The following is a 13,912-nucleotide window of genomic DNA, read 5'->3' as shown; positions in this document are numbered from 1 at the left end:
GGAACCTGGAATTGCCCTACCCGGCGGACGCGATCGCCGCCTGAGGTTCGGCCGCCTTGTCGACCCTCACCACCACCGAAAGCCCGGGAGCAAGGCGGTCGGCCATCGGCTGTTCGGGATCGACGGCGATGCGCACGCCGAGACGTTGCGCCACCTTGGTAAAATTGCCGGTGGCGTTATCGGGCCGGATGATGCTGAATTCCGATCCGGCAGCGGGAGAGAAGCGCTCGATGTGGCCTCTCAGCACCTGCCGGTTCAGGGCGTCTACCGAAATGGTGACGGGCTGACCAACCCGCATTCCGTCAAGCTGCGTCTCCTTGAAGTTGGCGACGATCCAGACGTCGTGCGGCACGACCGAGAGCAGCTGTGTGCCGGCGGTGACATATTGCCCGACACGGGCACCGATCTCGCCCAGCCTGCCGGCACGCGGCGCAACGATCCTGGTGTTGTCGAGATCGATCTCGGCGAGTTCCACAGCCGCCTCGGCGCCGGCTACCGAACCCTCGAGGCCGGCGCGTGCGCCGAGCGTCGTCGCAAGCGACTGGCGCGAAACCTCGAGATTTGCGATCGCCTGTTTGACGCCCGCGTCCGCCTGCTCGAACGCAGCCCGGGCCTGGTCGGCGTCGCTCCGCGTCGCGACACCTTTATCGGCGAGCGGACGAATGCGGTCCCAGGTTGCTCTCGTCGTTGCCAGAGCCGCTTTGGCCCCGTCGAGCTGGGCCTCGCTGGCGGCGATTCCGGCCTTTGCCGATAGCTCCTGTTCGAACGAGTTCGCCAGTGCCGACCGTTGTGTCGCAAGCGTCGCTTTTGCCTGCGCAAGCTTCTGGACGTAAATCCGGTCATCGATCCTGACGAGGAGCTGACCAGCCCTCACCTCCTCGTAGTCGCGCACCGGCACCTCCGCGACGTAGCCGGAAAGTTGCGGGCTGATGGTCGTGACATAGCCGCGGACATAGGCGTTCTCCGTGGTTTCGACGGAGCTCGCGAAGGGCGGCAGACGCCAGGCGTAGAGGACGAGTGAAAGACCGGCGAGGCCGGCAAGAAGCACGATGAGCGTGGTAGGAGAGCGGAAGTTTTTCAGCATGATAACGACTTCATTGTTCAAGATATGGCCGCCGGTACGATGTCGGGATCGCGCCCGGCAAGCCGTTTGACAGCGATTTGGATGAGCAGCACCGCGAGCGCGAAAAGCGCTATGATCGCCGCCAGCAGGAAGGCATCGTTGTAGGCGAGGATGTTGGCCTCGCGGGTGATCGTCTGCCCGAGCAGGGCAACGCCCTCCCCGTTCAGCAACGCCCTGTCGCCGATTGCCTTGGCGTAGGCGCCCGACAACTGCCCGATGCGCTGCGCGACCAGAGGATTGGTCAGAACGATCTGCTCGGCCAGAATGTTGGCGTGGAACTTCTCCCGCAGTGTCACGAAGGTTCCGAAGGCGGCCGAGCCCATCAGGCCGCCGATGCTCTGCGTGAACAGAAAGACGACGATGAAGCTCAGGATGTAGCTCGGGCCTTTCGCGAGTGCCGCCGTGAAACCGCGGGCCATGGCCGGCGGCAGGAAAAGGGCCGTGCCGGCGGCGACCAGCGCCTGGCTCACATACATTTGTTCCGGACGCGTAAGGCTCGTCGCATGGCTGTCCATATAGGCGCCGCCGGCGAGCATGCCGAGGGCGAACACGTGGATGACGTCCGCGTGCCCCGGCTTCATCAGCGCCGCACAGAGCAGACCGCCCCCGAGCGATGCGGCCAGAATGATCCAGTAAAGTGTCGCGAGCTGGTCATACTGCAGGCCGAGCAATTGGTAGAAGTTGGTGGCGATCGCCGACTGCTCCGAGGCGACGAGGCGGAAGATCAACAATACGGCAGCAAAATGCACGATCTCGCGCGAGGCCAACCAGCGTATGTCGATCAAGGGCTGCTCGCGATTGAGCTCGATCAGGACGACGGCCGTGAGGGTAACGACCGACAAGGCGAGCAGCATGCCGAGCCACGGTGCCTCGAACCACCAATAGAGCCTCCCCATCGCGAGGACGACGGCAACGCAGCCGAAGCCGACGGCGAGCAGCAGGTAGCTGAGGATGTCGGTACGCTGGATGACTTTGGCATGAGGCACCGGCGTCAGCGGCAGCAGATAGATGACCGGCAGCGCGATCAGCGCGAGCGCCATCTCAAGCGTGTACAGCCCGTGCCATTGTCCGATCTCGATGAGCCGCGGCGAGATCAGCCGCGTGATCGGAGCGGCCAAGGTCGTGCATGTCAGGGCGAGTGCGAGGCCCACCGTCAGCTTGCGCGCCGGCGGAAAGGCTTCCAGCATATAGAGAAAGCCGAGGCTCGACATCGGCGCGGCCGCAATGCCGCTGATGAAGCGGACGACGACCGCCGAATGAAGGTCCGAGACGAAGACGTTCATCAGTGAAGCGATGACGAAGCCGACTATGCCGATCTCAGCGAAGCGGCGAAGACCATATTGGGCGCGGATCTTCACGAGAGCGGCCGAAAGGCTGACATTGGGCGCCATGTAGGCAGCCGCAAGCCAGGCAGCCTCCACCGACGTGGCCGAAAGCGACCCCTGGACCTGCGCAAGATTGGCCGACGCGAGATTCAGGCCGAGGCCCTGCGTCAGAAAGAGGAGAGCGGAGCCGGCGATATAGAGAGCCGATCTACCGATGCGCATCGAGTCGGGAGCGGCAACGGCATTCATCGGTCGCCACTCCGCCCGATCGACTGGATGTTCGTCGCGATCTTGCAAACGACCTTCAGCGCGACGGCGATTTCCTGTGGCTGCAGCCCGCCCAGGACCTCCTCGCGGATGTCGCTCGCGAGCTTCTGAATCTCATCCGCCACGGAGCGGCCAATGTCCGTCATATGGATCTGCTTCGCACGCCGATCGGAAAGCTCGACCCGGCGCTCGATGAATCCCTGCTTTTCCATGCCGTCGAGAAGGCGAACGATCGTCGGCGTCTCGATATCGAGCTCTTCGGCCAACTCGCGCTGGTTGAGACCTTCTTTCCTGGCGAGCGCGAACAGCATCCGGGCACGCGGCAGCGTCAGGCCGCGCTCCTTCACCCGCGCGTCGAACACCGACCGCAGTTTGCGATTGACGGTCGCAAGTGCGTCGAACAGTTCACGATTGTCGCTTGGATTCGGCATTTAGTATCTTTTCCATATTACTAGCATGCTAACTATCTGGACACTATTTAATCCGGCCATGGGCATTTTTCAAGATGCCCATCGAGGACGCGGGGACCCGAATCAGGTAGTTTTTACCCATGGCCGCTGCGTCAACCAGTGTCGCGTGAGAATGTAGTTTTTTACAACTTCTCCCTTGCCTCCCTGTGGATCAGTCGAACAACGGGCAAAGGCGACAGGCGGGGTTGTATGGCACGCCACTGTTGCGTGCCTGCACTAGACGCGGCGGGCAACAGTCAGCAAACCGGGTGCCTCACGGGATCATAAGCGGAAACGGAAAACGATGAACGACGCAGCGCGAAAGCTCGCCCCTTTGGCCAAGGATCAGGCGGAACAGCATTATCGCGAGGCGCCGAACAATCTGGAAGCGGAACAGGCCCTGCTCGGCGCCATTCTCGTCAATAACGACGCCTTCTACCGGGTGTCGGACTTCCTCAAACCCGTACACCTGTATGAGCCGTTGCATCGCAGGATCTTCGAGATCGCCGGCGAAATCATCCGCATGGGCAAGACTGCCAACCCGGTGACGGTCAAGACCTTTCTCAAGGCCGACGAGAAGGTCGGCGACCTGACGGTTGCGCAATATCTCGCGCGCCTCGCCGCCGAAGCCGTGTCCATCATCAATGCGGAGGACTACGGCCGCGCGATCTACGACCTGGCGCTCCGCCGGTCGCTGATCACCATCGGTGAAGACATGGTGAACATCGCCTATGACGCACCGCTCGACATGCCGCCGCAGAGCCAGATCGAGGATGCCGAACGGCGCCTGTTCGAACTCGCCGAGACCGGGCGCTACGACGGCGGCTTCCAATCGTTCAACGACGCGGTGGCGCTCGCGATCGACATGGCCGGACAGGCGTTCGAGCGGGACGGTCACCTCTCCGGCATTTCCACCGGCATCCATTCCCTCGACGGGAAGATGGGCGGACTGCAGCGTTCGGACCTGATCATCCTCGCCGGCCGTCCGGGCATGGGCAAGACCTCCCTCGCGACGAACATCGCATACAACATCGCCGCCGCCTACGAGCCGGAGGTACAGCCCGACGGCTCCTTCAAGGCCAAGAACGGCGGCGTGGTCGGCTTCTATTCGCTCGAAATGTCGTCCGAACAGCTCGCTACCCGTATCATCTCCGAGCAGACCGAAGTCTCCTCCTCGAAGATCCGCCGCGGTGACATTTCGGAAGCGGATTTCGAGAAGCTGGTCGCCTGCTCGCAGATGATGCAGAAAGTGCCGCTTTATATCGACCAGACCGGCGGTATCTCGATCGCCCAGCTTGCCGCGCGTGCGCGCCGATTGAAGCGGCAGCGCGGCCTGGACGTACTCGTGGTCGACTACATCCAGCTCATGACCGGTTCGAAGAAGTCGGGCGAAAATCGCGTACAGGAAATCACCGAGATAACCACCGGCCTCAAGGCGCTCGGCAAGGAACTCAACGTGCCGATCATCGCGTTGTCGCAGCTTTCGCGCGCGGTGGAAAGCCGCGAGGACAAGCGGCCGCAGCTCTCCGACCTGCGTGAATCGGGCTCGATCGAACAGGACGCCGACGTGGTTCTCTTCGTGTTCCGCGAGGAATATTACGTGAAGAACATGGAACCGCGCGACGAGTTCGATCCGAAATACGAAGAGTGGAAGATGCAGATGGAGAAGGTGAAGGGCACGGCCGACGTGATCATCGCCAAGCAGCGCCACGGACCGACCGGCACCGTAAAGCTCGCCTTCCAGTCGGAATTCACGCGCTTCTCGGATCTCGCCGATCCGTCGTTTACGCAGTACGAGCACTGAGGGGCGGACTGAGAGCATTACAATGTTTCATCGAAACACTGAAATGCTCTAAGTCTCTGGTCCAACGCACTTCCGGACGGAAAACGGGCTCTCTACCCCACGAACACCCTCGCAACCGCCACGGCGATCACGCCGGCCGCCACGGCGGCCAGCAGCGGAAGCCTCGTGGCGACAAGCGCTGTCGCGAGGGTTGCGAGCGTTTCGGCCGGCCCGGTGACCAGCGCCGTCGGCGCGATGACGGCCATCAATACGGCCGGTGGAATCGCCTCCAGCGCCCGCTTCTGCTTCTGACCTATCGTGACGAAACGGATGAGGACGAGACCGCCGATCCGGGTCAGCACGGTCGCCACGGCCATCGCGACGATCGCAAGAAGCGTGTGCGGATCGAGCGTCATGCGCGGGCTTCCTGACGTTCCCCGGTGAAGAGCGCCGCAATGACGCCCGCCCCCGCGCCGGCTGCGATATACCAGACTCCGGGGAGAAGTTGGTGCGCGAGGACCGCGGCCGCAGCGCTCGCAGCGAGAACCGCGCCGGTCTCTCGTCCCTTCCAGAAACCCATGACCAGGACGATGAAGACCGCGGGAAACGCAAAATCGAGACCGAGCGCTTTCGGGTCTCCGAGGAACGCGCCGGCGAGCGAGCCGGCAAGGCCGGCAAGCACCCAGACCAGGTAGAACGGGACCGCGAGGCCCGCATACCAGGCGGGCGTGAGGCGCGACTCACCGGCTCGGACCTCGGCCATGGCCCATATCTCGTCGGCAAGGAGAAGCATCGCGGCATATCTCGCCGGCCCCGAGAAGGCCGGCATCTTCGTCCCGATCGATGCGCTCATCAGAAGATGGCGGATATTGACGAGCAGAGCCGAAAATCCGAGGGCCGCCCAGGAGGCCGGATGAGTCCAGATGTCGAGCGCGACGAATTGTGAACCGCCGGCGAAGACCAGCGCGCTCATCATCACGACTTCGAGGGTCGACAGGCCCTTGGTTGCGGCGACGGCCCCGAAGACGAGCCCGATCGGCATCACCGCCACGATAAGCGGTGCCATCGCCCTGAAACCTCCCCAGAATTCCTCGACTGCCCGCACCTTTTTCACGCCAGGGATCTCCCGTACCTGCAACACCAATCTTCTGAAATTGCGCACTCCCGGAGGAAAACCGTTACGCGCTTTTCCTGGAAGAGCGCCAGCAGGTAGCCCGGCAGAAGACACCCGTCTTGAACGAAAGTGATCAGCCTGAGCGATAGGTGCCCGGCGTGACGCCGGTTCGAGCCTTGAAATGGCGGCTGAAATGCGCCTGATCGGCAAAGCCGCAGTGATAGGCGGTGTCCGCCGCAGACCAGCCCTTGCGCAGAAGGGCCTTGGCTTCCCGCACCCGCTTGTCGGTGAGAAAAGCATGCGGGGTGATGTGAAATTCCTTTCGGAAGGCGCGGATCAGATGGGCGCGGCTGAGCCCCGCCAGCTTCGCAAGTTCCTCCAGCCCGATATCGTGCGTGTAATTTTCAACAAGATAGTCGCGTGCCCGGTGCACGGCTGAACTCTCGCGCGTCTGCAGAGGGACGATGATAGCGTTGCCGTGGCGCTCGAAGAGCCGGGCCAGGAACCCGAACATGCTTTCGTCCGCTTCGAGCGTACCGACCTTGCCTTCCAATGCGCGGTGCGCACGATGAAAGCCGATCGCAAGCTCTCTATCGGTGAGAAGCAGCCGCGAGAAGGACGGCGTTCCCTTGAAGGAGCGGCCGGTCACATCCTCGAGAATCTCCACCAGCAGGTCCGTGGATGGATAGATCATCCGATAGCGGTAGCCTTCATGACCCGGATGCCCGTCGTGGATTTCATCCGGATTGATGAGATAGAGATCTCCCGGGCCCGTCTGCGATCGTTCCCCCTTGATCGTGCTGATCTGGGAACCCGCTTCGATCGCACCTATGCTGAAGGTGTCGTGCGCGTGGGGGGCAAATTCGTGTGTGATGAAGGTCGCGCTGAGGCACTCCATGCCCTTGAAGCGCGGGTCGCGCCAGAAACGAGTCCTCTCGGCTCCCTCGAGCGGCATGGCCTCGATGGCCTTTTCCTGTGAGATCGTTTCCATCGGCCGATCTTATCGGGCGAGAAAAGGCTCGTCTTGCATAAAAGTGCTTTCGGCCGGAGCATTGCGTCGGCCGTTTGCGGCACGGGGCACTTGGATGTATTGCTGCGGGTATCGCCCACGCAGAGTTCCAGTATGCAAAGCCCCGAGTTTCTTTCCGCCTCCAGCAGGCTCACCGTCGACCTCACCGCGCTTGCCGACAATTGGCGGGCGATGAACCAGCGGTCCGGAAAAGCCCGCACCGCCGCCGTTCTGAAGGCCGATGCCTACGGCCTCGGCGTCGTGCATGCCGCACCGGCTCTCTATGCCGCCGGCGCGCGCGATTTCTTCGTGGCCAGTGTCGAAGAAGGGGCCGAGCTTCGCCCGCTTGTTCCGGATGGGCGAATCTACATTCTCGCGGGAATGTGGCCGGGCAACGAGGAACTCTTCTTCGAGAACGATCTCGTGCCGATCATCAACTCGGAGGAGCAGCTGGCGGTCTTCATGGCAGCGCTTTCCGAACGGGGCGACCACCCCTGCGTTCTCCACGTCGACACGGGCATGAACCGGCTCGGCCTGTCGCCTGAGGAGGCCGTTGCCCTCGCCCACGACCCTGCGCGGCCTGCGAGTTTCTCGCCGGTCCTCGTCATGAGCCATCTGGCCTGCGCAGACGATCCTGGACACCCGATGAACGGCTATCAGCTTCAGCGTTTCCGCGAGGTTACGGCCGCCTTCAAGGGCGTGCCGGCAAGCCTCGCAAATTCCGGCGGCGTGTTCCTCGGCGCGGACTACCACTTCGATCTCACCCGGCCCGGTATCGCGGTCTATGGCGGCGAAGCGATCGACGGCGCCGTCAATCCGATGAAAGCGGTCGTCACCGCCGAAGCGCGCATCGTGCAGGTCAGGACGGTTCCATCCGGCGAAACGGCAAGCTACGGCGCCTCGGTCCGCTTCGGCCGCGACAGCCGCATTGCGACGGTCGCGATCGGTTATGCCGACGGCTACCACCGTTCGGTTTCGGGCGGCGGCGTCACCCTCAGACAGGCGATGCCCTCGGGCGCCTTCGGTTTCCTGCATGGTATGAAGGTGCCGCATGTCGGGCGGGTGACTATGGATCTGAGCCTGTTCGACGTCACTGACCTGCCGGAAACGGCCGTGCGTGCCGGCGATTACATCGAGGTCTTCGGGCGCAATGTCGCCATCGATGACGTCGCGCGCGCCGGCGGCACCATCGGCTACGAGCTGCTGACGAGTCTCGGCCGCCGGTATCATCGGACCTATGTCGGAGGCGCTTGAACAAGGCGCAAAGGAATATCGTCCTTTCAATCAGGAATTCGCGGCATTATGTGACCGCCAAGAGTGATTCTCGGGCGGCGGCAATTCCGCCATCCGCCCGCAAACATCCGAAAGCCGACATCCATGGCGAAAGCCCGCACCCAGTTCGTCTGCCAGAATTGCGGCACTGTCCATTCCCGTTGGGTGGGCAAGTGCGACGGTTGCGGCGAGTGGAACACGATCATCGAGGATGACCCGACGGGGGGGATCGGCGGCGGTCCCATGCGCACGCCGAAGAAGGGGCGTCCCGTCGCACTTACCACGCTGTCCGGAGAGATCGAAGACGCGCCGCGCATCCACACCGGCATTTCGGAACTCGATCGCGTGACCGGCGGCGGCTTCGTTCGCGGATCCGCACTGCTCGTCGGCGGAGATCCGGGTATCGGCAAGTCGACCGTACTGATGCAGGCGGCCGCGGCACTTGCCCGCCGGAAGCATCGGGTGATCTATGTCTCGGGCGAAGAAGCGATCGCCCAGGTCCGCCTGCGTGCTCAGCGGCTTGGCGCCGCCGACAGCGACGTGCTTCTTGCGGCCGAGACGAATGTCGAAGATATCCTCGCGACGCTTTCCGAGGGCAAGCGCCCGGACCTCGTCATCATCGATTCGATCCAGACGCTTTGGAGCGATATCGTCGACTCCGCACCGGGCACGGTGACGCAGGTCCGCACCGGCGTGCAGGCGATGATCCGCTTCGCCAAGCAGACGGGCACGGCGGTCGTGCTGGTCGGCCACGTGACGAAGGAGGGCCAGATCGCCGGCCCGCGCGTCGTCGAGCACATGGTCGATGCCGTCCTTTATTTCGAGGGCGACCGCGGCCATCATTACCGCATCCTCAGGACGGTGAAGAACCGCTTCGGACCGACCGACGAGATCGGCGTTTTCGAAATGTCGGACAAGGGCCTGCGCGAGGTCGCCAACCCGTCGGAGCTGTTTCTCGGCGAACGCAACGCGAAATCGCCGGGTGCCGCGGTCTTCGCCGGCATGGAGGGCACGCGGCCCGTGCTTGTCGAGGTACAGGCGCTGGTCGCGCCGACATCGCTCGGAACGCCGCGCCGCGCGGTGGTCGGCTGGGATTCGGCCCGCCTTTCGATGATCCTCGCCGTGCTGGAAGCCCATTGCGCCATTCGCCTCGGCCAGCACGACGTCTACCTCAATGTCGCGGGCGGCTATCGCATTTCCGAACCGGCGGCCGATCTCGCTGTGGCTTCCGCACTGGTTTCGTCGCTTGCCGGGCTTGCCCTGCCGGCCGATTGCGTCTATTTCGGCGAAGTCAGCTTGTCGGGTGCAGTCCGGCCGGTTGCGCATACCGCCCAACGTCTCAAGGAAGCCGAGAAGCTCGGTTTCTCCCAGGCCGTCCTGCCATCTGCATCGACCGAGTTGCCGAAGAACGGCAACGGCCGCTGGAGCGAGATGGAAAGCCTGCCGGATCTGGTGGCGCGTATCGCGGGATCGCGGCGTGCCCTGCAGCAGACGAATGACGAGGACTGACGGAATAGCCGCGCCCTGGAGCATCAACAGGATGTGCCGCCTGGCGATTGGCGGTGAAGTCGGAGTAAGGACAACATGCCCATCACAATTCTCGACGGTATCGTTCTCGGCGTCGCGCTGTTTTCGGCCATCCTCGCGATGGTTCGCGGCTTCTCGCGCGAGGTTCTGTCGGTGGCGAGCTGGGTCGGCGCAGCCGCCGCGGCCTATTTCCTCTATCCGCATCTTCTGCCCTACGCCAGCCAGTACACGACCAGCGGAACGGTCGCGATGATCGGCTCGGCGGCCGTAATCTTCCTGATCGCACTGATCATCATCTCCTTCATCACGATGCGGGTGGCCGATTTCATCATCGACAGCCGCATCGGCGCGCTCGACCGCACGCTCGGCTTCCTGTTCGGAGCCGCTCGCGGCATTCTGCTCGTCGTCGTCGCCATGCTGTTCTTCAACTGGCTGGTGGCGCCGCAGCAGCAGCCTGTCTGGGTGACCCACGCGAAGTCGAAGCCGCTGCTCGACAATCTCGGCAATCAGTTGGTAGCGCTGCTGCCGGAAGAGGCCGACGCCACCATTCTCGACCGCTTGCGCGGAAAGGATACGACCGGCGAAGGCGAAAGCGAGACGCCGCCGGCTCAGACGGAACAGGCGCCCGGCGAGGAAGCGCCGGCGACGAACGGCTGAGATCGACAGGAAAGTTTGCGACAAAGCCCGCTGTGCGGGCTTTATCCATTTGGAATGACGCTTGTCAGTGTTTTCGGGTAAGATCGCTTGAAGACTGGCGGCCCGATCACGATATGCGCACCGGCACGTAGCAAAGGCGAATTGCGATGACCGATCTCAGATCCAGCGAAATTCATGACGAACTCGACGGCGACACCCTTCATGAGGAGTGCGGCGTTTTCGGCATTCTCGGGCATCCGGACGCCGCCGCGCTGACGGCGCTCGGCCTGCATGCGCTCCAGCATCGCGGGCAGGAAGCCGCCGGCATCGTCACCTTCGACGGGCGGCAGTTCTATTCGGAGCGCCGCATGGGTCTCGTCGGCGACCATTATACCGATCCCACGACGCTCGCGAAGCTGCCCGGTTCGATGTCGATCGGCCATGTACGCTACTCCACCACCGGTGAGACGGTCCTGCGCAACGTCCAGCCGCTGTTTGCCGAGCTGCAGGAAGGCGGAATCGCAATCGCGCACAACGGCAACTTTACGAACGGGCTGACGCTCCGGCGCCAGATCATTGCAGACGGTGCCATCTGTCAGTCGACATCCGACACCGAAGTGGTGCTGCACCTGATCGCGCGGTCGAAACACGTCTCCTCCAGCGACCGCTTCGCCGACGCGATCGCCCAGGTCGAAGGCGGCTATTCGATGCTGGCTCTGACGCGCACCAAGCTCATCGCCGCCCGCGACCCGAACGGCATTCGCCCGCTCGTCATGGGCGAACTCGACGGCAAGCCGATCTTCTGCTCGGAGACCTGCGCGCTGGATATCATCGGCGCCAAGTTCGTTCGCGATATCGAGAACGGCGAAATCGTCATCTGCGAGATTCAGGCGGACGGGTCGATCACCATCGATGCCCGCAAGCCGCAGAATCCGCTGCCGGAACGCCTTTGCCTTTTCGAATACGTCTATTTCGCCCGGCCGGATTCAGTCGTCGGCGGCCGCAACGTTTATGTCGCCCGCAAGAACATGGGCAAGAACCTCGCCATCGAAGCCCCCGTCGAGGCGGATGTCGTGGTGCCCGTTCCGGATGGCGGTACTCCGGCTGCAATCGGCTACGCGCAGGAAAGCGGTATCCCCTTCGAACTCGGCATCATCCGCAATCACTATGTCGGGCGGACCTTCATCGAGCCGACGCAGCAGATCCGCGCCTTCGGCGTCAAGCTCAAGCATTCTGCGAACCGGGCGATGATCGCCGGCAAGCGCGTCGTGCTCGTCGACGATTCCATCGTCCGTGGCACCACTTCGGTCAAGATCGTCCAGATGATGCGTGACGCAGGCGCGCGCGAGGTGCATGTGCGCGTCGCAAGCCCGATGATCTTCCACCCGGATTTCTACGGCATCGATACGCCGGACCGTGACAAGCTGCTCGCCAACCAGCATGCCGACCTCGCCTCCATGTGTCGCTTCATCGGCGCCGATTCGCTCGAATTCCTCTCCATCGACGGGCTTTATCGTGCCGTCGGCGGCGAGACGCGCAACCCACAGGCGCCGCAGTTCACCGATCACTATTTCACCGGAGACTACCCGACCCGCCTTCTCGACCAGGGGGCAGCGAGCAACGTTCGCAAACTCTCGGTTCTCGCAAGCAACGGATAACGAACAACAACATGACGCCCAATCTGAAAGACCGGATCGCCGTCGTCACCGGCGCATCGCGCGGGATCGGCTATTTCACTGCTCTTGAACTCGCCAGGGCCGGCGCCCACGTCGTCGCCTGCGCCCGCACCCTCGGCGGCCTCGAAGAACTGGACGACGCGATCAAGGCTTTCGGCGGTTCGGCAACGCTCGTCCCCTTCGATCTGTCGGACATGGCCGCCATCGACAAGCTCGGCGGTGCCATAAACGAGCGCTGGGGCAAGCTCGACATCATGGTTGCCAATGCGGGCGTCCTCGGCACGATCTCGCCGATCGGCCATGTGGAAGCCAAGGTCTTCGAAAAGGTGATGGCCATCAATGTCACCGCGACCTGGCGCCTGATCCGTTCGCTCGAACCGTTGCTCGTCCGTTCGGATGCCGGCCGCGCCCTCATCCTCTCCTCGAGCGCGGCGCACAAGTGCAAGCCCTTCTGGGGGCCCTACTCCGCCTCCAAGGCTGCGGTCGAGGCGCTGGCACGCACCTGGGCCTACGAGACGCAGCGCCTGCCGCTGCGCATCCTCAGCGTCGATCCGGGCGCCACGCGCACCGCCATGCGGGCGCAGGCCGTGCCCGGCGAAGATCCCGAGACCCTACCGCATCCCTCCGAGGTGGCTCAGGCGCTGTTGCCGCTGCTCGGCCCCGAGCAGACCGAGACGGGAAAGCTCTTCATCGTTCGGGAAAAGAAGATCGTCGACTACCGCATGCCGGAATAGGCCGGCGGCGCTTCCCCGCATCCGGCCTGCCGGCCACCTTCTCCCCGCAAGCGGCGCGAAGGTGATTGGCGACTGATGCTCCGCCCCCGGCGGGCATCCTCGCTCGCGGTAACCCGTCAGCTATTCGCTGTCCCCCGGCAAACCGTCGTTCCCGTGGCCACCCGGCCAGTCGCCATATTTGCGCTGCCAGGATCGGGCACCGAAGGGCAGGCTCACCAGATAGGCCACCGCAGTCACCACCATCGTCTCCCACGTATAGGTCATCAGCGTCGCCACGTAGAAGACGACGACCAGGATGACGGGAAGGACCAGATCCCGGCGGACGCGGTTCTCCGACTTGCCGGACCAGACAGGAAGACGGCTGACCATAAGGAAGGCGATCAGGACGGTATAGACCGACGCGATCAGCGCAAACGTCCTTTCCGGCGCAAGACCGAGCAGGCCAAGATAGACGGGCAGCAAAACCAGCATCGCACCGGCCGGCGCCGGAACGCCGACGAAATATTCCGACTGCCAGGACGCCTTGACCTGGCGCTCCGCCATCACGTTGAAGCGCGCCAGCCTCAGACCGACGGCAATGGCGTAGATCAGCGCCGCAATCCAGCCGAGGGAACGCGCCTGATCGAGGAGAAACACGTAGAGGACGAGCGCGGGCGCGACCCCGAAATTGATGATGTCGGCAAGCGAGTCCATCTGGACCCCGAAACTCGAGGTCGCCTTTAGAAGACGCGCGATGCGCCCGTCGATGCCGTCGAGGAAAGCGGCAAGGAGAACCATCGCAACTGCGAGTTCGAACCGATTCTCGAATGCCAGCCGGACGCCCGAGAGGCCGGCGCAGATCGCCAGGACCGTGATCATGTTCGGGACCATCAGCCGTAGCGGAATCTCCCGCAACCGGGGCCCGCGGGCCTTGTCGTGGGTGCCGGTGGCGTCCACGTGCTCAGCGGCGGACTGTTCAGGGCTTCCTGCGGATTGTTCGTGGCGGGGCTCTTCCATG

At 63.4% G+C, this 13,912-nt stretch carries 13 protein-coding genes; 6 read left to right on the top strand and 7 right to left on the bottom strand.

Annotated elements, in window-relative coordinates; translation table 11 throughout:
* Positions 1 to 16 precede the first annotated feature (16 nt).
* Genes BHD07_RS07550 through BHD07_RS07540 form a run of 3 tightly spaced genes read right to left on the bottom strand, consistent with a single transcriptional unit; the run spans position 17 to position 3,146 of the window.
* Positions 17 to 1,084: an HlyD family secretion protein gene (locus BHD07_RS07550; RefSeq protein ID WP_100672103.1), complete on the bottom strand. Its 1,068-nt coding sequence runs from the start codon at positions 1,082 to 1,084 to the stop codon at positions 17 to 19.
* A 17-nt stretch (positions 1,085 to 1,101) separates the two neighbouring features.
* Positions 1,102 to 2,697, bottom strand: coding sequence for an MFS transporter (locus BHD07_RS07545; RefSeq protein WP_100672102.1), 1,596 nt, complete (start codon positions 2,695 to 2,697; stop codon positions 1,102 to 1,104).
* The gene (locus BHD07_RS07540) at positions 2,694 to 3,146 is read right to left on the bottom strand and encodes a MarR family winged helix-turn-helix transcriptional regulator (protein WP_100672101.1); all 453 of its coding nucleotides are present in this window, start codon (positions 3,144 to 3,146) and stop codon (positions 2,694 to 2,696) included. Before BHD07_RS07540 ends, BHD07_RS07545 begins: the two co-directional genes overlap by 4 nt.
* 322 nt (positions 3,147 to 3,468) lie before the next feature.
* Between BHD07_RS07540 and BHD07_RS07535 the strand changes: the two genes are divergently transcribed.
* Positions 3,469 to 4,968, top strand: a complete 1,500-nt coding sequence (locus BHD07_RS07535; protein ID WP_003531702.1) for a replicative DNA helicase — start codon at positions 3,469 to 3,471, stop codon at positions 4,966 to 4,968.
* A gap of 92 nt (positions 4,969 to 5,060) precedes the next feature.
* Here the strand turns inward: BHD07_RS07535 and BHD07_RS07530 are convergent, their stop codons facing one another.
* The 3 genes from BHD07_RS07530 to BHD07_RS07520 form a co-directional block, all read right to left on the bottom strand.
* Positions 5,061 to 5,363, bottom strand: coding sequence for an AzlD family protein (locus BHD07_RS07530; RefSeq protein ID WP_100672100.1), 303 nt, complete (start codon positions 5,361 to 5,363; stop codon positions 5,061 to 5,063).
* Positions 5,360 to 6,013, bottom strand: a complete 654-nt coding sequence (locus tag BHD07_RS07525; RefSeq protein WP_100672269.1) for an AzlC family ABC transporter permease — start codon at positions 6,011 to 6,013, stop codon at positions 5,360 to 5,362. Before BHD07_RS07525 ends, BHD07_RS07530 begins: the two co-directional genes overlap by 4 nt.
* A gap of 181 nt (positions 6,014 to 6,194) precedes the next feature.
* Entirely contained in the window at positions 6,195 to 7,052 is an 858-nt protein-coding gene (locus tag BHD07_RS07520; RefSeq protein WP_100672099.1) for an AraC family transcriptional regulator, read from the bottom strand.
* 132 nt (positions 7,053 to 7,184) lie between these two features.
* Between BHD07_RS07520 and alr the strand changes: the two genes are divergently transcribed.
* From alr to BHD07_RS07495, 5 genes are all read left to right on the top strand, one after another.
* Entirely contained in the window at positions 7,185 to 8,324 is a 1,140-nt protein-coding gene (alr, locus tag BHD07_RS07515) for an alanine racemase (protein WP_100672098.1), read from the top strand.
* A 123-nt stretch (positions 8,325 to 8,447) separates the two neighbouring features.
* A complete protein-coding gene (gene radA, locus BHD07_RS07510; protein ID WP_100672097.1) occupies positions 8,448 to 9,851 on the top strand; it encodes a DNA repair protein RadA in 1,404 nt (467 codons plus the stop codon).
* Between the two features lie 75 nt (positions 9,852 to 9,926).
* The gene (locus BHD07_RS07505) at positions 9,927 to 10,526 is read left to right on the top strand and encodes a CvpA family protein (RefSeq protein ID WP_100672096.1); all 600 of its coding nucleotides are present in this window, start codon (positions 9,927 to 9,929) and stop codon (positions 10,524 to 10,526) included.
* 146 nt (positions 10,527 to 10,672) lie between these two features.
* Complete coding sequence (gene purF, locus BHD07_RS07500; protein WP_018094644.1) at positions 10,673 to 12,163, top strand: amidophosphoribosyltransferase; 1,491 nt, start codon at positions 10,673 to 10,675, stop codon at positions 12,161 to 12,163.
* 11 nt (positions 12,164 to 12,174) lie between these two features.
* The gene (locus BHD07_RS07495; RefSeq protein ID WP_100672095.1) at positions 12,175 to 12,915 is read left to right on the top strand and encodes an SDR family NAD(P)-dependent oxidoreductase; all 741 of its coding nucleotides are present in this window, start codon (positions 12,175 to 12,177) and stop codon (positions 12,913 to 12,915) included.
* A 120-nt stretch (positions 12,916 to 13,035) separates the two neighbouring features.
* On the opposite strand, the gene pssA is transcribed toward BHD07_RS07495, so the two are convergent.
* Entirely contained in the window at positions 13,036 to 13,911 is an 876-nt protein-coding gene (pssA, locus tag BHD07_RS07490) for a CDP-diacylglycerol--serine O-phosphatidyltransferase (protein ID WP_100672094.1), read from the bottom strand.
* Position 13,912: the final 1 nt, after the last annotated feature.

It is taken from the genome of Sinorhizobium sp. KGO-5 (genome assembly GCF_036245905.1).
In the GTDB taxonomy this organism is placed as follows: domain Bacteria; phylum Pseudomonadota; class Alphaproteobacteria; order Rhizobiales; family Rhizobiaceae; genus Sinorhizobium; species Sinorhizobium meliloti_A.
The sequence above is the reverse complement of the archived record's forward strand: the minus strand, read 5'-3'. Positions and strand labels throughout refer to the sequence as shown.